The organism is Winogradskyella aurantia (assembly GCF_002266855.1).
GTDB lineage: Bacteria > Bacteroidota > Bacteroidia > Flavobacteriales > Flavobacteriaceae > Winogradskyella > Winogradskyella aurantia.
On record NZ_NGJN01000002.1, the window covers coordinates 133272 to 152609 of the forward strand.

Genomic DNA, 19338 nt, shown 5'->3' on the forward strand with positions numbered 1-19338 from the left:
TCCAAAAATTAAATTTATGGATTCAATCATAAAGTTATAAAATGTTTGCACGTCGTTAATTACAGTTTATAGGTCAATTACCACCAATTATGTTAGATCCCTTTTCACTTTCTATTAGTACTGTTGCTGATACCCTGAACAGCAATATTGATTGCGGTCTAAATGAAAGGGAAATAAAACTACGTCTTAAAACGTATGGAAAAAATGAGATTGCTGCCAATCAAACAAAAAGTAGATGGAAAATTCTTTTCGATCAATTTAAAGACCCAATTATTTTTATTCTGGCCATAGCGGCAGGTCTTACATTTCTTTTTAATGAGGATTTACCTGAAACGATAGCTATAATCACAGTTATCTTAATTACCATTACTATTGGTTTTATAATGGAATTACAAGGTATTCGTTCTCTCGAAGCCCTTCGTAAAATGGGATTTATTGAGAGCACGGTTTTACGTGACGGAAAGATTAAAACCATAAAGGCATCCCTATTGGTGCCGGGGGATGTCCTTCTAATAGAAGCCGGAGATGTAGTTTCAGCCGATGCACGTCTCATTACCGCAGAAAACTTAATGGTTAAAGAAGCATCGTTGACAGGGGAAAGTAGAGCTGTAGAGAAGCGTGTGAATTCGCTTCCTGTAAACACCGTTTTATCCGATAGGAAAAATATGGTATTTAAAGGAACTACTGTAGAGCAAGGTTCTGCAAAGGCAATTGTCGTTGCTACTGGTACAAATACTGAACTCGGTAAGATTCAGAAAATGGGTGGCGACGTTGAAGAGCAACGAACACCATTAGAAAAAAAGTTAAATGCATTGAGTAAATGGCTTATTTGGCTCACTTTAATTTTTGGAATCCTCATTGTTTTTACAGGATATTTAAGAGGTCTGGATATGCTTTTGATTATAGAAACAGCTGTTGCACTGGCAGTTGCAGCAATACCAGAAGGTCTTCCCGTTGTAGCCACCATTGCCCTGGCAAGAGGCATGCTAAAACTATCCAAGCGCCAAGTCATCATAAAAAAAATGGAAGGCGTTGAAACTCTTGGAGCAACAAATATCATTTGTACTGATAAAACAGGAACGCTTACCGAAGATAAAATGCAAGTGCATACATTGGTTTTTGAAGATGAGATTTTAAAGGAAATACAAAATAATAGTCCTACTCAGTTAGATGATGTTAAACATTCCCAGGCTTTTTGTGCTCTTATGATGACGAGTATTTTATGTAATAATGTTGTATTAAATACTGAACAATTAAAAGGTGATAGTATTGAAATAGCCCTCGTGCAATTTGCTGAAAAATTACACTTTGATCTAAATAAAATCAAAGAAAATAATCCTGAAAAAACTGAAATCCCATTTAATACATCCAGTAAATTAATGGCAACGTTAAATAAAAACGATGATGGTTTTACCGTTTATGCAAAGGGTGCATTTGAGAGCATTGTAAATTATTGTGATACTATATTAAATGATGAGAAACCACAAGAATTTAAAAACAAAAGAGAATGGCTATCGCATGTTAGTGATATGGCGTCTCAAGGACTAAGGGTCTTGGCTTTTGCCTATAAACATCAGGAAACAGAACCAAAAAAGGATGATTTATTATCACATTTAACCTTTATAGGAGTTATCGGGTTTTTAGATCCTGCGAGGGAAGATGTCAAATCAACGATAAACGTTTATAAAGAAGCAGGGATTAAGGTGGTTATGATGACAGGAGATCATCCCGGAACTGCAAAAAAAATCGCAGAGGAAATAGGTTTGTTGCCGAAGAATGCAGCTTCAAATTGTATTATACATGGAAATGAATTACAATTTGAAGGCCAAGCAAGTCCCACAGCACATAAGAATCTTCTGGATGCTTCGGTTTTTGCAAGAGTGACACCAGAACAGAAATTAAAACTTGTAACCTTTTATCAGGAGAATGAAAATGTTGTGGGTATGTTTGGGGATGGCATAAATGATATACCGGCCTTACGGAAAGCAGATATTGGTATCGCCATGGGAATTAGAGGAACGCAAGCTGCGCGTGAGGCTGCTGATATTATTCTTAAAAATGATAAATTCACGACTATGGAATTGGCAATAAGTCAAGGGCGTGCTGTTTTCGACCATATCAGGCAGTTTGTGGTGTATCTTCTATCCTGTAATTTGGCAGAAGTCGTTTCTGTGGGGTTAGCGGCATTACTTAATTTACCTGCGCCATTGCTACCGTTGCAAATTTTATTTTTAAATCTAGTCACAGATATTTTTCCTGCATTAGCCTTAGGTATGGGTAAAGGTGAAGTGGATATAATGAAACGCCCGCCCCGTAAAGCAAATGAACCGATTATGGGCAGGAAACGATGGGCATCAACTATTATTTACGGCCTTTCCATTACAGTTGCTGTTGTCGGTATTACAGCCTACGCCTATTTTTCATTACAATTATCATCAGTGATTATAAATAATATGGCGTTTTATACTTTAGTGTTGGCGCAATTGTTTAACGTCTTTAATATGGCAGAAAGTAAGGTTTCATTTTTTAATAATGAGGTAATCAAAAATCCGTGGGTATGGTCTGCAATTGCATTATCTTTAATTATTACCGTTAGCGCGTATTATATATCACCTATTTCAGAGGCACTTTTCTTAACCAAACTAACATTAGAACAAATAGGTTGGGTGGTTATTTTCGCTTTAGGTTCATTGGCGCTTTCTCAGATTATAAAGCGGTTAGGAGGCACATTCTAGTCTGTCTCTGCTGATACTGTAGCAAATTCAAAAAAGCAAAATTAAATTTAAATGATATGCGTCATTTCATAATCAATTCATTGGTAATAATTTTAAGTAGCTAGTTAAATAGATTAAAAATGAAAGATATCGGTATTATAGAACAATTGAAGGATAGGGGCATAAGTAATAAATTACTTCTAGAAGCTTTTCAAAATATTCCTAAAGCCTTCTTTTTATCAGAAACCTTACCTCCATATTTCTATGAAAATGTGGCTCTTAAAAAATCAACTGAGAGGGCAGAGCCAAGAGTTCTTGTCTTAGCCCGCATGCTAGAGGAATTGGAGGTAAAAGAAGAAGAAAGTATCCTTATTATTGGTGTCGATTCTGTTTATATTTTAGCTGCTCTATCCAAAATTTATCAAAACGTTTACGCTGTTGAAACGACTCAAACGTATGCAAATTGGGCCTTAGACGTCTTAAAAGCCATAGATGTTACTAATGTGCACATAAAAACAGGAAAACTTGAAGAAGGATGGAAAGCTAAAGGACCATTTAATGCTATTTTAAGCGCTTCAGAATTTGAAGACATTCCAGATGCTCTGAAAAAACAATTAAAAATTGGGGCTAAGTTATTGGCACCAGTGGGTCCGGATTGGGCCCATGTGATGCTAGAAATCGTTGAACGGGTTTCTGAAACTGAATTTATAACAAAAGCACTACGGGATAATTATTTTATTCCGAAGCCCACCCTAATTCCTGACATAGGGACTGAAACCTTTCCGGAAAATGACATTATAGATGAAATCGGGATGAGTTCAATTCCCTTTAAAACCATTAAAAAATTCCCAATAGATGGTTTATTAAATAGAATAGGAGACGCCCGAGTCGTTTTGTTAGGGGAAGCCTCTCATGGAACTTCAGAATTTTATGCGGCAAGACAGGAAATTACAAAAGCGCTAATAGAACGAAAAGGATTTAATTTTATTTGCGCTGAAGCCGATTGGTCAGATGCCGAGCAAATAAATAATTACGTTAGACATGATTACAAATCACAAGATTGGATGCCCTTTGCACGGTTCCCAGAATGGATGTGGAAAAACAAAGATGTACTCCATTTTGTAGAGTGGCTTAAAAAATATAATAGCAAGCATGATAATAGTATTGGATTTTACGGTCTCGATTTATACGGATTAGAGAATTCTATTGATTTGGTTATTAAATATCTAGAAGAGGTTAACCCAGACTTGGCAACACTTGCAAAATTACGTTATTCATGTATTATGCCATTTATGTCTAGTCCTGCACTGTATGGAAAACTTGTAACTACTGATAAATTGAAGAGTTGCGAGGCCGAGATATTAAAAATGTTGTTTGATTTGTTGAAAAACAAAAATAAACTCGACCATTCTAAAGCGTATTTTTATGCTTATCAAAACGCCTCAGTGGTGGTTGATGCGGAACGGTATTACAAAGCTATGTACTACGGCAGTGCAGAATCCTGGAACTTACGTGATTTTCACATGTTTTATACCCTAAAGTCTTTATTATCATATTTTGGAGAAGATTCTAAAGCGATTGTTTGGGCTCATAACTCTCATATTGGTAATGCTTTGGCCACTGAAATGTATGCTAGAGGTGAAATAAATATTGGGCATTTATGCAAGGAACATTTTGGTGATAAATCGTATCATATTGGTTTTGGAACACATACAGGAACGGTTGCCGCGTCCAATAATTGGGGTGAGCCTATGGAAGTGATGACTGTAAAGGAGTCTTTAGAAAACAGTTACGAAAATCTTTGCCATAGAACAAATGTCTCTAATTTCACCTTGCCATTACGTGAAAACCATTCAGAAAAAAAATTAAGGGAATTTTTAAGTACACCACGCTTAGAGCGTGCTATTGGGGTAGTCTATAGACCAGAAACGGAACGGATGAGTCATTACTTTAAAACCGTGTTACCATCGCAATTTGACGAGTACATTTGGTTTAATAAAACGAAAGCTGTGACACCAATTGCAACCCAAACAGCAACTGCTAAATTACTAGATTTGCATCCATTCGGATTATTAGATACCTAGTATGGTATTAAGATTTAGGGCTCTCATCTAAGAATTCAAGAGGTTCAATGGCTTTTAAAAATTAAGCAAAGTTTGTAGTCCGGATGAAATTTTAGTTAGTATTTGCTGATACCTCCTTCAGTAAGGTTTTAACCTCTGCATCATCAACTTGGTCAAAGTTTCTATAAAATTGACCAACAGCCCTAAAATTAATAGGTGTTGATAGACAAACAACGTCATCAATAAAAGGACTGTTTTTTAATTTTTGTAGCGCATCTTGAGAAGATACAGGGATGGCGACTACAATTTTTTCAGGATGCTCTGCGTGTAACATTTCTATGGTAGATATAATAGTGTTGCCTGTAGCAATACCATCATCCACAATAATTAAAATTTTATCTTTAAGCTGAAGCGGTGGTTTATCACCGTAATAATCTCTGTAGCGTTTGGTAAGTAGGGCTCTTATTTTTTTGGTTTCTTCATCAAGATATCTAGGTGATACGTCTGCCGCAGCATTACTTAAAACCTGACTTTTTAAGGTTACGGCACCAATGGCAAATTCTTTATGTAGTGGGTGTCCTATTTTTTTAGAAAGCACTACTTCTAAGGGTAGATGAAGTCGTTTGGCTATAATATAGCCCATAGGAACACCTCCTCTTGGTATGGCTAAAATTATAGCGTTTTTACCCCTATAACTTTCTAGTTCATCTGCTAACAACATAGCAGCTTCAATTCTATCTTTAAACATCATTGCTCTAGTTTTTTAAATATTTAGTAAACCAAGCGCAGGTTAATTCGGCGACAATTTCCAATTTCCCAGATTCTGAAAACAAATGGGTGGCACCTTCAATAATTTCTATTTTTTTGATACTTCTTAGTAGATCGTAAGCCTTCTGGTTTAATGTTATAACATCGCCATCATTACCACCGACAATTAAAAGGGTAGGGCAATTTATTTGGTCTAGAATAGGTGCAGCTAAATCAGGTCTGCCACCTCTAGAAACTATAGCTTTTATTTTAGTGCCTAAAAATGGTGCTGCCTTTAAAGCAGAGGCAGCACCAGTACTTGCACCAAAGAATCCTAAGGGTACGTTCTTCGTAATGTCTTGTTTGTATATCCATTTAGTCACTAGCACCAATCTTTGGGTAAGTAAATCAATATTAAACCTATTCTCATAGACGGTGTCTTCCGTTTCAGTCAATAAATCGAATAATAATGATGAAAAGCCTTCGTCTAGAAGCAAATCAGCTACATAGTTGTTTCGGCTGCTCATTCTACTACTTCCGCTACCATGGGAAAAAACCACAAGCCCTTTTTGCTGTTTAGCTAGTCGCAAACGTCCTTTGAGGGTAACCTCTTCTATTGGAATATCTAGTGACCTGTAGTTCATGATATTATTCCATTACAGGTGTTTTACGTACAGGTAATTTGATAACAACATCCACATCGGGCCAAAGCTTTGATATGCCATCAGCTCCTTTATGAAGATCGTAACATTCTGTGTTTAAACTTGTGATGCCCTCTTCGCCGTTCCAATAGCCCAAATCGAGATGCGCAATGACCTTTATCGTGTCATTCTCGATGGAATAGGTAAACGGCGTTTCGTGAGTCGTACGATTCATGTAAAGTTTTACCATACCCTCGCCTTCTTTGGCATCTAAAATGGTCCCTTTTATTTCAGGGGTATTGAAGGGTTTAAAAAAGAAGGTATTGATCTTAGGATCTCGTATGGCATTTTTAGAATTTACAGAGGCTGTTTGTATGGATAATTGCGCCTTGTTTAAAAGGTTTTCGATGGACCCTGATGCCTCTGTATTATTAAAACTAATCCTATCAAAAGTGCCAGGAACCCCTACTTTATCTGTAAACTTATAGGCTGTCCATAACACAGAAATACCTGTTGTATCTACACTGTATGAATATAGTTGTTCGCTAGGTTTATCGACTGTAGATTTGGTTTTGTTCTTTTCTGAATTATTACAGGAAAGTACAACAACACCAAGTGACAAATAAACTATGGTTTTGAATAATCGAGTCATTGGTAATTTACATTTTTATGGTTTCTTTTTTAAGAATGGCATCTAGGATGGTGTCTTTATCCAGTTTTTTGGTGCAGAAAAACCAATCCTTACAAGTTAATTCATCTGTGGATGTCATACGTTCTTCTGCTACACCGCAAGATCCAGCCGGAGAAATAATTACATCGTCACCAGGATACCAGTCTGCAGGCGTCGCTACAGAAAACTTATCTGCCGTTTGCATGGCAATAAGTGCTCGGTAAATCTCATCGAAATTTCGACCTAAGCTCAATGGATAATAAATAATAGCTCTGACGATGCCTTTAGGGTCTATAAAGAATACAGCCCGCACGGCTTGTGTTTTGCTTTCCCCAGGTTGAATCATCCCATATGTTTTAGCCACCTTCATGGTAATATCTTCGATTAAAGGAAATTTAACTTCAATATTCTTCATACCATTAAATTCAATCTTATCCTTTATGGTTCTCAGCCAAGCAATATGGCTGTACAGACCATCGATAGATAAACCGACAAGCTTACAATTAGCTTTATCAAACTTACTTTCAAGGTGTGCAAACGTTATAAATTCTGAGGTACAAACGGGTGTGAAATCTGCAGGGTGACTAAATAAAATAACCCACTGCCCCGCATAATCATCCGGGAAATTAATAACTCCTTGAGTAGTTTCTGCTTTAAATTTCGGCGCTTTATCGCCTATTCTTGGCATTGTTGTTACTTCTTCTCTCTCTTGTAGTGTTTCCATTTTTAATTAGTTTAAAATTGTTATGTGAAATAGGTTTTTAAGTATTAGGTAAATCTCGTAAAACCTCGTCAGGGCCAAGTATGGGATAACCCATCATTTCCAGTACGTGTTTAGCGTGTTCAAAATCATGGTTTGTAAAAAAATTAAAGCTTACCGTTTCTTTTTTGAAATCGACATCAACATCGCTTATACGATCTAATCCAGTGAGTACGTTACGTATGGTTTTTACACAAGTATCACAGATTAAGTTTTGTATGTGTACAGTTGTTCTCATACTTATATTCTTAATGGGGTTGAGCTTATGTACCCCAAAATTCAAAATGATTATGGTGCCTCTTTTGTTGGTTAACGTCCTAAAAAACAGAAACGAGAAGTTAACACTTCTCGTTTCTTATGAAGCGATTAATATTTAACGCTTTAAATTGTTTAAAGCAATCCATTGCTAGAGAAGTAAACAAATCAAATTTTGGTAATAGACTAATCACTTCATATAGGCTATACTTGCTAAAAGCAGATATAAGCCAATGTTTTTATTCTTTAAAGATAATCTGGGACATTTTACCGTCCCAGATTAGTGGTGCAAACTATTCTTTAAAACCTTTTGTATCATATACACTTTTTACAAAGTCAACATCATAGCCTAAAAGCTGTTAAGAATATCTTGACACCTTCGATTCTCCTGTACCTATACAGCGAGAACCTTTACTTTTTGAATTTCAAAGAACCATATCATAATTATACTACTAATGTAATGTAGGTTATCACAGCAGGAAATGACGACGATCAGTTAAGGTGTTTTTTTAAGAGTATTAGTCACTCAAAATAATTACACCTAGTTTCTCTAGGTGGTAACGACTAATTACTCTTATAAATAGCCGGAATCAATTAAAAAACCTATATTTTCATTTTGCTTTTCTGCTTTATTAATGTTTTCGATGCCTTGTAATAGTGCATCTGGATTAAATGAAATACTATCAATACCTTCTTTTACCAAAAAAGACGCAAACTCAGGAGAGTCGCTGGGTGCTTGTCCGCACAAGCCTATTTTTGTACGGGTTTTTTTAGCCAATTGTATCGCCATTTTAATCATCTGTTTCGGAGCTTCATTGTTTTCATCAAACAGGTCCATCATTAATTCCGAATCTCTATCAATGCCTAAGGTAAGTTGTGTTAAATCGTTCGATCCAATCGAAAAACCATCAAAAATTTTAGCAAATTGTTCGGCTAATATGACATTACTTGGAATTTCTACCATGGTGTAAACTTCTAAACCATGGACTCCACGTTTCAAACCATTTTCTGACATAACGGCTAATACTTTTTTGCCTTCCTCAATAGTTCTGCAAAATGGAATCATCACTTTTAAATTAGTCAAACCCATGTCGCCATGGACCTTTTTTATGGCTTTGCACTCTAAGGCAAAACCCGCTTTATATAAATCATTGTAATATCGTGATGCCCCTCTAAAACCTAACATGGGGTTTTCTTCATGAGGTTCAAAATCTTTCCCTCCCATAAGATTGGCATATTCGTTGGTTTTAAAGTCACTTAACCGTACAATAACTTCTTTTGGGTAAAAAGCCGCAGCTATGGTTGCAATACCTTGTGATAGTTTATCCACAAAATAATCTTTCTTTTCGGGATAGGATTTTGTGATGTCTTGAATGGTTTTCCTTACAGCACTATCTTTTATCTTATCGAATTGCACTAATGCCATGGGATGTATTTTGACATAATGGGTAATGATAAATTCCATCCGTAATAGACCTACACCATTATTTGGATAACGAGATAGCTGAAAGGCATTTTCTGGATCTGCAAGAATTAGTTTCACCTCGGTTTTAGGCATTTTTATATTTGAAAAGTCTATTTGTTCTTCTTTAAAAGCACATTCCCCTTGATAGATATAGCCCGTTTTCCCTTGCGCACAAGACAAGGTAATTGTGTCGCCATTTTTTATGGATTTGGTGGCATCACCACATCCTACAATTGCCGCTACGCCCAGCTCGCGAGCTACAATAGCAGCATGGCTTGTTCTTCCTCCTTTATTGGTAACAATGCCTTTAACTTGTTTTAAAAGCGGATCCCAATCTGGGGTTATGGTGTCTGTTACAATAATAGTATCTGATGATAATGCTTCAGCTTCTTTGGGTGATTTTAAAAGTTGTGCGTTTCCGATAACTATTTTTGAGCCAACGGCATTTCCTTGCGTTAATAGTACTCCTTTTTTTAGAAGTGTATAGGCGATATGAATATTTTTATTTATGGTTTGATGTACCGTTTCAGGACGTGCTTGTGTAATAAACAATTCGTCGGTAATTCCATCTTTTGCCCATTCAATATCCATTGGTTTTTGATAATGGTCTTCTATAAGCAAAGCCCATTTTGCCAAAGAAATAACGTCCTTGTCGGACAAGACAAATTGTTCTTGTTTCTCTATTGGCGTTTCTATATTTGTAGTTGTAATTTTTCCCTGCTGTGTTTCAGAATATACCATGGTTAGTTTTTTATCTCCTAAGACCTTTTGAATTATAGGGTGCTTTTTTTTAGCCAAACTTGGTTTAAAAACATAAAATTCATCAGGATTGACAGTGCCTTGTACTATATTTTCGCCTAAACCCCAGATGCCCGAAAGTACAATGACATTGTCAAAACCAGATTCTGGTTCTATTGTAAATCCGATACCAGAACAACCTTTATCTGAACGCACCATCCGCTGAACACCTACGGATAATGCAATAGTGCTGTGTTTAAATCCTTTGTCTTCTCTATATTTTATGGCGCGATTGGTGTATAAGGACGCAAAGCACTTTTTTACCGCTTCTAGCACTGCTGTTGCTCCTTTAATATTCAAGTAGGTTTCATGCTGTCCAGCAAAACTAGCATCTGGTAAGTCCTCTGCGGTGGCACTACTTCGCACAGCAACTTCTTTCAAATCCTCGCTAAATAAATGGGTATAAGCTTCTGTGATTTCTTTAGAAAATGTAGGAGACAACTTTCCATTTAAAATAAGCGTCCTAGCCTGTTTTCCTATATGTTCAAGATTTGCATATGTTTCTCTATTCAGGTCTTTCAAAAGGTCTTCTAACGCTGTTTGAATGTTGTTTTCTTTCAGAAACTCCCAAAAAGCAGCTGATGTTGTTGCAAAACCATTGGGAATGCTTACGCCTTTTGAAGTTAATTGGTTATACATTTCTCCTAAAGAGGCATTTTTCCCTCCTACAATATCCACATCATTTATGCCAATCTCACTAAATTTTTTAATACGCGATTCCATCTTTTGATTGCTTTTGATTTATGTCAATTTAAAAATACTGCGATGTTGGACGTTCTAAAATGATATAGGTCAGTATGGTGTGGATTTAAACTTTAAAGACTGAGGAAGATCATTTTATAGGGTTTATGTAATCACTATTTTCGAATTATATTAATCATAAAATCAAAGGATTATGTCAGTATTAAAAGTGATAGAAGTATTAGGTAACTCTACAATTAGCTTTGATGACGCCGTTAAAAATGTTGTCGCAGAAGCCTCTAAAACAGTAAAAAATATCAAGTCTGTTTATGTGAAAGACATGCAAGCAACGGTTAACAACAATGAGGTGACCCAATACAGGGTAACTACAAAGGTATGTTTTGGTATTACGGATTAGTTAGGTTGAGGATTCCTTAAAAGTAATCAGATTTCTGATTTACGTTTTTGGAATCCTTTTTTATTATGTCATCTTCTTTATTTTGTGCATTGCACTATCTGTACTTTTGGCATTTTGCTCAAAATCCTCCCAAGGATTAGTCTTTTTTTCTAACCGGTCAACAATGTTGTCAATAGTATATGTTTGAGCGGTTAGTGCCCTATTATCCAATTCATCCCAGCTTAAAAGGGTTGCTACTGGAGCGTTTTCTATAGCACGAATGGAGAAGGGTGCAACACTGGTTTGCCCATATGAGTTTCTTATATAATCAATAAAAAGCCGTCCTTTACGCTTATCCTTTCTAACAGCGGTGGTAAATTCATTTGGGCTATTACTACAAATATAATGGGAAACTAACCTTGAAAATTCATGCATAGTATCAAAGGATTCATCTGCTTTTAAGGGCACCGCAATATGCAGTCCTCTAGAACCCGTGGTCATCAAAAAGGCTTTTAGTTCGAGTTCGTTTTCTAAAAGATTGCGTACTGCTTTAGCCGCTTTTATGGCGAGTTTAAAATCGTCTTTTGGTGGGTCTAGGTCAAAAATGAGTTTATCCGGATATTCTATTTTATCTATTCTACTCAACGTTACGTGAAACGTTAATGCATATTGACTTACGAGGTAACTCAATACGTCTTTAGAGTTACATAATACATGATTTACCGAACCCCCTTGTTTTTTTACCTTTACTGTCGGAATCCAATCTGGAAAATAATCTGGGATATGCTTTTGAAAAAAACCTTCTTTGTCAATCCCATTTGGAAATCGTTGCATGGTTAATGGACGATCTTTTAAGTAAGGAAGTATATAGTCCGAAATAGTATAGTAATACTCAAGTACATTTTGTTTGGTAATGCCCGAAACAGGAAACAGTATTTTGTCTTTGTGTGTTTGTCTGGATTTATTGAGTGATAAATTCATTTTTTAAGATTTTGTAATTATGCCTTCCCAAATTCAATAGTATTTAAAACCTGCGATAGAGATGAAAAAATGTCCTAACTATGTATGAGATAAGTAGGACATTTTAAACAAACTAAATAAAATACTAGTTAACCTTTACCTAAGCATATTCAGGGTAGTATTCTATTTTTAGTTCATTTTTCACATGATACACTCCGGGTGCTTTGTAAGCAGCTTCTCTAGCTTCTTCTTTTTCGGCAAGAGAATGCACTGTGCCTTTCAAGGTTACGGTATGTCCATCAACGTCCACTTTAATATTTTTGGCTTCAAGATCTGCTGAGCGCTCAAATGCTTTAACAATCTTGTTTTTAATGTCTCCAGTTTTAACCTCTTGTTTTAAGGTTATATTATTGGATACGTATTTTACGCCTAAAATATTTTCAATGGCTTTTTTAGCAGCGTCCCTTTGAAAATCCCAATTTACTTGTCCAGTTAAGTAGACCCAACCGTCTTCAACTTTTACCATGATTTGATCCTTTGGAACAGAAATATTCCATTCTAATGCATTGACCACTGCTTTTGCTATTTCCTTATCTGTCTTTTTATAGGAATCTCCAAATTTAACTACAATATCTTCAGCTACGGCTTTAACGCCATATACGCGCTTCGCTGCTTTTTCTGCTGCCATTTTTTTATAGTAATTATCTACAGTACCTGAGAGTGTTACAACCCCATTTTCTACTTCAACTCCAATCTCTGTTTCATCTACAGTTTTTTCCCAAGCTAATTCATCTAAAACATCTTTTTTAATGCTTGCATCTGTTTTCATGATTCTAAAATTTTTAATTAAACAATTAATAGTACCATGAATGTATTTTAATCGTAAGTCACTGGGAATGATATATATCAGCTAACTAAATTTTAACATTATTTTAATCCTAAGTGTGGGACTCAATTAACACATAGAATGACCTACGTCATTTTTTAAGTTCTGATATAGTTTGACCTTTATCATTCAGATTAAAACAAAAAAAATGAAAAGTACGGTTTCATATTCACAGAAAAATGAATTTAAAGTCATTGTCGATCATACATTTTCAGATCTGGTATCGTCAAAAAAGAAAGCTGATAAAATGGCTTTCAATCAACACGTACTTAAAATAGTGCCAGCAATCAAAAAGTATATTAACGGTCGATTGAGTACAGCTATAAAAAAAGGTCATTTTTCTCAGGGCAAGTACAGGGCGGATGATTTTATAGATCAGCTTTTTATTGAAATCTATGACCATGTAGACGAAATTAAAGATGAAAAGCAATTTTACTTATGGCTATTTAAAAAAACCAACGAATTATTGGAGGATACTATTGTTGAGGAAGAATTTGATGATTTTTTCTTTAAGATTATTGATTCTTATTCAAGGCCAGAGTGGGATGCTATGGAAGAAAAATTTACTAAAGATGCAGATGGAGATTTTGTAATGATTGAGGACCTTGATGATCGATCATACAACCACAATGATTATACGTTAAACCATGTGTTTATAGAGGATAACGAAGAGGAATTAACTGAAAAATTGGATGAAGAGATAACAGAAGAGGCTATTGATCGTCACATACAAATGGTACTTCATAATTTGCCACTACCCATGCGCATTGTGTTTGAGCTCTCCACACAACAGCATCTGAGTTTGGATGATATTGCCGAAATAAGAAATAGCTCAATTAGTGAGGTTCAAAGTTTGCTTAAAGACGCAAGAAGGGCCTTGCAAGTAAGTTTTTTTAATAGGTATATGAATAGCAGTAATACGAAATAAAAACTAGACATTATGAAAACCACAACTTCCAATCCAAAAGCCCAAATTTTGTTAGGTGCTGGATTAGATATTTTGCACTTTGAAAGTAAAGAATGGTTAGATACCATTGCGTTTTGGAAAGATGAAGTAAAGTTTTTCAATAATTTATTAAAGAAAAAAGAAGTTTCAAAAAAAAGTAATCCAGACTATGAAAATATGCTTAAGAATCTTGATAAAATTCATGTTGATTTGTTTGAGGATTTAGAAGATAGCATTGTTGAGCATGAGAAGCTTTTGGCTCGGATAGAACAAGGGGAATATGGATTATCTGATGCTGAGTATAGGGAAAGACATCGTATTTTACTTGAGAGAATGGATACGTTTAAACATGATTTTAAAGTATTTAAAAGAATCGTTTTTGACTATGCAAAAAACCTTTAATAAAGACAGTTGATTGAAGCACTATTTTATAACGCATCAGTGTTTTATATAGCAACTCTAATTTGGTGATAAAATATATTCCATGGATTTAATAATATATACAAAGCAATATAAGGAACCTGACGCTATTAGTGTTTTTTTGGATTTTTATTACAGTCTAAATATGACACATCTAGCGAGCGATTTGTTAGATAAAGGATTATCACCAGATAAAATCACTCAGGCCGTTGCAGCTGCTATGAAAATAGCTAACGCTTCGGGATTGGAGACAATGAAGCACTTCATGCCCGTGTACAGTAACTTAGACCACTGTATCATTCAAGACTGTAAACTTTCCCATTTAGCTTATGGATTGGTACTTATGAATGCTGATGCAGATTTACCAATTGTTGGCCAATTTCAAGTAGATTTATTACTCAAGTATTTGGAAAGGATCCATTAAGGGTCAGCTATATTTTAGTGTTCACCATACCACCACCTACTTTTAGATGCTTTATTACTTATAAGCGTGCTATAATTGTTTTCTAATTCCGAGTTGATACAATTCATCCCTTCAGTTACAGAATCCGTCACAAAAAAAAGCTTCAAATCATTTTCAGAAATTGTTCTAAACTTTTGCATCACTTGTGTTTGCTCTAATAATTTAGACCAATACGATTCACCAAACAGAATGACGGGAAAATTGAATATTTTTTTGGTTTGCAACAAAGTGAGTGTTTCAAAAAGTTCATCCATAGTACCAAATCCGCCAGGAAAGACAACAAAGGCATAAGAATATTTCAATAACAATACTTTCCTGACATAAAAATGATTCATGGTTAAATGGAAATCCAGATATGGATTAGGATGTTGTTCTTTTTGTAATTGTATATTACATCCAACGGATTGGCCAGAGACATCTTTTGCACCTCGATTGGCCGCTTCCATAATACCTGGTCCTCCTCCTGTCATAACCGTGAAACCTTTCTCTGCTATTAATTGCCCAAATGCTCTAGCTTGCTTATAATAGATATTGTCTTCTTGAAACCTTGCTGAGCCAAAAACAGTAATGCATGGATTCACAAAATGTAATTTTCTAAATCCGTGTATAAATTCAGATGCAATGGAAAGTACACTTAAGAACTCCATAATTCGACTTCGTTTTCCTACAAGAAATCGGGCTTCTTTGTCGTGTTGTTTCATATTATAAAATTGTGGCTTAAATATATTGTGAACTCTTGTAACTTAAACTGATTGTGGTCATTTCACTACTTGTTTCTATCAATTTACTTTGTAGAATACCTATGTAACTTAAAAAACGAGCAGCATTATGTTAGGCGAATTAAATTCTAAACAGATTGAGCATATTTTACACAGTTCAATTATTGGTCGTATAGGATGTCATGCAGAGGACATAACCTACGTGGTACCAGTCACCTATGCTTACGACGGTACTCATGTTTATGGCCACACGAAAGACGGAATGAAAATAGACATGATGAGGAAAAACCCAATTATATGCTTTGAAGTCGATGTCATAGATAATATGAGTAATTGGCGAAGCGTTATTGCCTGGGGAACATTCGAAGAATTAAAAACGCCATATGAACGCAAGAACGCCATGAACATCCTAATGGATAAAGTCATGCCGTTGATGACCGGTGAAACCACTATTAGTCATTCTATGTCCGATTCTCACCAAAGCACTATTGAGTCTATGAAAGGGGTGGTCTATAGAATTGAACTGACTAAAAAAACAGGACGATTTGAAAAAACCTAATAAAAAGAATCAAATCAAAGGTCAATCTCAAGCTCAATAGGGCAGTGGTCTGAGCCATAATATTGGGATAGTATTTCTGCAGATTTTACGTTTTCCATTAAGGACCTACTCACTAAAAAATAATCGATTCTCCAGCCTGTATTTCGTTCTCGCGCTTTAAAGCGGTAACTCCAATAGGTGTATGCAATGGTATTAGGATGTAAATATCTATAGGCGTCCACAAAGCCTGCACTTATGAAGTTATCCATACCATCAATTTCTGTTTGAGTATAACCAGCTGTTTTGTTGTAATTGGATTTATCATTTTTCAGATCTATGGCATGGTGCGCTACATTAAAATCACCACAGACAATTACAGGTTTGGTCTTCTCTAGTTTTTTTAAATACATGAGAAAATCGGCATCCCATTGTTTTCTGTACTCCAAACGATCTAACTGCTGGCCAGAATTTGGAACGTAAACATTTACCAAATAGAAATTTTCATATTCGGCACATTGAATGCGTCCCTCGGCATCGTGTTCTATAATGCCCATATCATTTGTTAAGGATTCTGGTTTTGTTTTACTTAATACTGCTGTTCCGGAATAGCCTTTTTTATCTGCCGCATTGTAATATTGACAATAATCATCTAATGAAGCCAATACTTTTTTGGTCTCGTCATTCTGGGCTTTGGTCTCTTGCAGGCATAAGATATTTGGATTCAAAGTCTTTATAGTCTCATAAAAATCTTTTTTTACTATTGCCCTTATGCCGTTGACATTCCATGAAACGATATTCATTTTCAGGATACTACTTTTAGTTCATTTTGTACGGCATACACTCCTGGTGCATTAAAAGCTGCCTTTTGAGCTTCCTCTTTTTCTATAATAGAGCGTACCCTGCCTTTTAATTTTACAGCATGATCGCTTGTTTCTATGCTAATGCCTTGAGCATCAATAAGCGCAGAACGTTCAAAAGCATTCTTTATTTGTTCTTGAACATCTTTAGGGTCAATGACTTGTTTTAGTGTAATATTATTTGTGACTCCCTTTACACCTGTTAAATATTCTACAGTTCGTTTGGCCGCATCCCTTTGGTAGGCGTACTCTAGGGTTCCAGAAAGTGTAATCCATCCGTTTTCCACTTCAACAAGCAGCCTGTCATTTGGTACAGAGGCATTCCATTCTATGGCGTTTACCGCGGAATTTGCAATTTCTGTATCAGTTTTGTTTTGTTCAGAGAGGTAACCCACTTTAATATCTTCAGCTATGGCTTTTACCCCTGCCACTTTTTTTACGGCATCCTCAACCGCAAGTTTTATAGGATAGGAAAAAACAAGGCCCGAAAGGGTTACAAGCCCGTCCTTAACAGTGACCCCTATTTGGGTTTCGTCTACGTCATTTTGCCATTTTAATTGATCAATGACATCCTGTTTTATTTGTGCATCAGTTTTCATGGTGTTCTATTTTTACGTTCAGACATTAGATCTACATATACGTCTCAAGAAACCTAAAAAAATCTTTTTTGAGTTTGGCGTAAATATCTCTTTGTGTTTCCATACGATTTCTAAACTCCATATGTTTTTTTGACATTTGGGTGTCCAGTTCATCCAAACCCGTTTTGCTTTGCGCAGCAATGCGAATTTCGTGTTGTTCTATAGCTTCAAGCAAATCTTCAATTACGTTACCGTGAAGTGTGAATTCGTTTTGGTAGTGTTCTAACTGCTCAAGTACCTCTTTGCTTGTATAATGGTTTACAAGTTCACTCAATCTGTTATTGAAAGATTTTAACTCGTCTTGCCAGAAGGCGAGTTCGCGATTCCATTGTCTATGCTCAAAATGCATATTGGAATTAAATAATACCTCAGTTGTCATGATGTTGTTTTTTTAAAAGTTTATCTCACCGTTAAATATTGCACTTTATTAGCATATGTTAAATGACCTCAGTCATTTTTGAGAAGCTTTAATAAGATGAAATTGCTAGATTTTATGATACCTTCCTAAAACGATAAGTTGTGACATCTTTTAATCCTCAAAAAGAAGATTTCAATTATACATGACAAGGTTTTCCTCTAAATCTGTAATTATTGCATTACTGTTTAGGGTAACCATCTTTTCACAATAGAAAACAACTATTTGTTATTCTAAATTAGGCTATTTTTTAAATTATAAGCTCTAAAATGACCTAGGTCATTTCCCTTGTTTTTCACTTTTTATTGCTTTGCTGGTATAAATAGTAGTGTTATGAAGAGTAGAAGTTATTTATTAGTACTACTCATGCTGACTGGTGGATTAACATTGCAAAGCTGTGGACCAATTGTTATTTCATCCAAGCCGGAACAACCATTGCCACCTTGGTTTTACCCCAATAGGGTAGAAGTGCTGCGGTATGTATATTTCCCAGATTATATGATTTATTATGACCTTTCGCATAGAACTTACATTTATTTGGAAAATAATGTTTGGGTACGGGTAAAGACATTGCCACCACGTTTTAATACGCTCAATTTAAACAGAAGCAGATTTGTAAGAATAAAAACCTATCGTGGTGACGACATAGGTAGTTATCACAGTGAAAATTATACTACCCGAAATCGCTCTAATACGAGGAGCACAAGTGGTAGAAGGAATTAAATATTAAGGAGATGTTTTTAAAAATAATAATGAGATTAAAATATATTGAGTCATGAAAAAAATAATGATTTTACTAGTCGCATTGGCTATGACTAGTTGCAATAATGAAAAAAAAGAAAGCGAGCAACCAGAAAGTGTTAAACAGGATACTACAATTGTTAAACCAATAGAATCCTGGGATGTGCAGAAAGAAGTTGATGAGTTTGGGAATCTTATAAAGTATGATTCCACTTACACTTGGAGCTACTCAAATACTAAAGGAGATTCGATTCAGGTAAATTTAGACAGTATAATGGACTCTTTTAAGGGCTACTTTGGAAAGAATACACCTCTTAATTGGAATGAGGACTTCTCTTATTTTCCAGAAGTCGACACGCTTTTAAAGGATAATTTTTTTAAGAAAGACTACTTTTTTGACCAATGGAAACAAAACCCTATGTCTATTGAAAAAATGTTACAGCAGATGGACTCTACTAGAAATCTTTTCTTGAAACGTTTTCACCCTGGTCTATTGGAATCTAGGGATAATATTAAAATAGAATAATTTCGTAGAATTGTGTAACGTTTTAAATAAATAATCAG

At 35.4% G+C, this 19338-nt stretch carries 21 protein-coding genes; 9 read left to right on the forward strand and 12 right to left on the reverse strand.

From position 1 onward, the window contains the following. The first annotated feature begins 89 nt into the window (after window positions 1–89). Window positions 90–2735: a cation-translocating P-type ATPase gene (locus CA834_RS03980; RefSeq protein ID WP_240507453.1), complete on the forward strand. Its 2646-nt coding sequence runs from the start codon at window positions 90–92 to the stop codon at window positions 2733–2735. Window positions 2736–2854: 119 nt separating this feature from the next. After that, window positions 2855–4798, forward strand: a complete 1944-nt coding sequence (locus tag CA834_RS03985) for an erythromycin esterase family protein (protein WP_094967382.1) — start codon at window positions 2855–2857, stop codon at window positions 4796–4798. Window positions 4799–4889: 91 nt separating this feature from the next. Here the strand turns inward: CA834_RS03985 and CA834_RS03990 are convergent, their stop codons facing one another. From CA834_RS03990 to ppsA, 6 genes are all read right to left on the reverse strand, one after another. After that, on the reverse strand, window positions 4890–5528 hold the full coding sequence (locus CA834_RS03990) for a phosphoribosyltransferase (protein WP_094967383.1): 639 nt from the start codon (window positions 5526–5528) through the stop codon (window positions 4890–4892). A 4-nt stretch (window positions 5529–5532) separates the two neighbouring features. Continuing rightward, a complete protein-coding gene (locus tag CA834_RS03995; protein WP_094967384.1) occupies window positions 5533–6168 on the reverse strand; it encodes a dienelactone hydrolase family protein in 636 nt (211 codons plus the stop codon). A 4-nt stretch (window positions 6169–6172) separates the two neighbouring features. Further along, the gene (locus CA834_RS04000) at window positions 6173–6817 is read right to left on the reverse strand and encodes a YceI family protein (RefSeq protein WP_094967385.1); all 645 of its coding nucleotides are present in this window, start codon (window positions 6815–6817) and stop codon (window positions 6173–6175) included. Between the two features lie 7 nt (window positions 6818–6824). Next, the gene (locus CA834_RS04005) at window positions 6825–7559 is read right to left on the reverse strand and encodes a peroxiredoxin (protein ID WP_094967386.1); all 735 of its coding nucleotides are present in this window, start codon (window positions 7557–7559) and stop codon (window positions 6825–6827) included. Window positions 7560–7596: 37 nt separating this feature from the next. Next, complete coding sequence (locus tag CA834_RS04010) at window positions 7597–7833, reverse strand: heavy-metal-associated domain-containing protein (protein ID WP_094967387.1); 237 nt, start codon at window positions 7831–7833, stop codon at window positions 7597–7599. A gap of 591 nt (window positions 7834–8424) precedes the next feature. Further along, window positions 8425–10836 carry a phosphoenolpyruvate synthase gene (gene ppsA, locus CA834_RS04015; RefSeq protein WP_094967388.1) on the reverse strand — a complete coding sequence of 804 codons (2412 nt, stop codon included), beginning with the start codon at window positions 10834–10836 and terminating at the stop codon, window positions 8425–8427. A gap of 172 nt (window positions 10837–11008) precedes the next feature. Here ppsA and CA834_RS04020 point away from each other — a divergent pair, with 172 nt between their 5' ends. Then, window positions 11009–11212 (forward strand): dodecin family protein, encoded by a 204-nt coding sequence (locus tag CA834_RS04020; RefSeq protein ID WP_094967389.1) that lies wholly within the window; start codon window positions 11009–11011, stop codon window positions 11210–11212. A 63-nt stretch (window positions 11213–11275) separates the two neighbouring features. On the opposite strand, the gene ligD is transcribed toward CA834_RS04020, so the two are convergent. Together ligD and CA834_RS04030 are read right to left on the reverse strand one after the other, a co-directional pair. Then, complete coding sequence (gene ligD / locus CA834_RS04025; protein WP_094967390.1) at window positions 11276–12172, reverse strand: non-homologous end-joining DNA ligase; 897 nt, start codon at window positions 12170–12172, stop codon at window positions 11276–11278. 139 nt (window positions 12173–12311) lie between these two features. Then, a complete protein-coding gene (locus CA834_RS04030; RefSeq protein WP_094967391.1) occupies window positions 12312–12980 on the reverse strand; it encodes a BON domain-containing protein in 669 nt (222 codons plus the stop codon). A gap of 205 nt (window positions 12981–13185) precedes the next feature. Here CA834_RS04030 and CA834_RS04035 point away from each other — a divergent pair, with 205 nt between their 5' ends. The 3 genes from CA834_RS04035 to CA834_RS04045 all read left to right on the forward strand — a co-directional run bounded on the left by CA834_RS04035 (window position 13186) and on the right by CA834_RS04045 (window position 14827). Next, window positions 13186–13965: an RNA polymerase sigma factor gene (locus CA834_RS04035; RefSeq protein ID WP_094967392.1), complete on the forward strand. Its 780-nt coding sequence runs from the start codon at window positions 13186–13188 to the stop codon at window positions 13963–13965. A 12-nt stretch (window positions 13966–13977) separates the two neighbouring features. Continuing rightward, window positions 13978–14385, forward strand: coding sequence for a hypothetical protein (locus CA834_RS04040; protein WP_094967393.1), 408 nt, complete (start codon window positions 13978–13980; stop codon window positions 14383–14385). Window positions 14386–14467: 82 nt separating this feature from the next. Continuing rightward, window positions 14468–14827, forward strand: coding sequence for a hypothetical protein (locus CA834_RS04045; protein WP_094967394.1), 360 nt, complete (start codon window positions 14468–14470; stop codon window positions 14825–14827). 14 nt (window positions 14828–14841) lie between these two features. Here CA834_RS04045 and CA834_RS04050 read toward each other — a convergent pair whose 3' ends face one another. Continuing rightward, on the reverse strand, window positions 14842–15567 hold the full coding sequence (locus CA834_RS04050) for an LOG family protein (protein WP_094967395.1): 726 nt from the start codon (window positions 15565–15567) through the stop codon (window positions 14842–14844). A gap of 127 nt (window positions 15568–15694) precedes the next feature. On the opposite strand from CA834_RS04050, the gene CA834_RS04055 reads away from it, so the two are divergent. Continuing rightward, window positions 15695–16144: a pyridoxamine 5'-phosphate oxidase family protein gene (locus CA834_RS04055; protein ID WP_094967396.1), complete on the forward strand. Its 450-nt coding sequence runs from the start codon at window positions 15695–15697 to the stop codon at window positions 16142–16144. 14 nt (window positions 16145–16158) lie between these two features. Here CA834_RS04055 and CA834_RS04060 read toward each other — a convergent pair whose 3' ends face one another. From CA834_RS04060 to CA834_RS04070, 3 genes are read right to left on the reverse strand one after another with little or no spacing between them, the layout of a single operon-like run. Next, a complete protein-coding gene (locus CA834_RS04060) occupies window positions 16159–16923 on the reverse strand; it encodes an exodeoxyribonuclease III (RefSeq protein WP_094967397.1) in 765 nt (254 codons plus the stop codon). A 2-nt stretch (window positions 16924–16925) separates the two neighbouring features. Continuing rightward, the gene (locus tag CA834_RS04065; protein WP_094967398.1) at window positions 16926–17579 is read right to left on the reverse strand and encodes a BON domain-containing protein; all 654 of its coding nucleotides are present in this window, start codon (window positions 17577–17579) and stop codon (window positions 16926–16928) included. A 31-nt stretch (window positions 17580–17610) separates the two neighbouring features. Beyond that, complete coding sequence (locus tag CA834_RS04070; protein ID WP_094967399.1) at window positions 17611–17997, reverse strand: hypothetical protein; 387 nt, start codon at window positions 17995–17997, stop codon at window positions 17611–17613. 369 nt (window positions 17998–18366) lie between these two features. On the opposite strand from CA834_RS04070, the gene CA834_RS04075 reads away from it, so the two are divergent. Together CA834_RS04075 and CA834_RS04080 are read left to right on the forward strand one after the other, a co-directional pair. Continuing rightward, window positions 18367–18756, forward strand: a complete 390-nt coding sequence (locus CA834_RS04075; RefSeq protein ID WP_094967400.1) for a hypothetical protein — start codon at window positions 18367–18369, stop codon at window positions 18754–18756. Window positions 18757–18808: 52 nt separating this feature from the next. Then, on the forward strand, window positions 18809–19300 hold the full coding sequence (locus CA834_RS04080; protein WP_094967401.1) for a hypothetical protein: 492 nt from the start codon (window positions 18809–18811) through the stop codon (window positions 19298–19300). The last annotated feature ends 38 nt before the right edge of the window (window positions 19301–19338 follow it).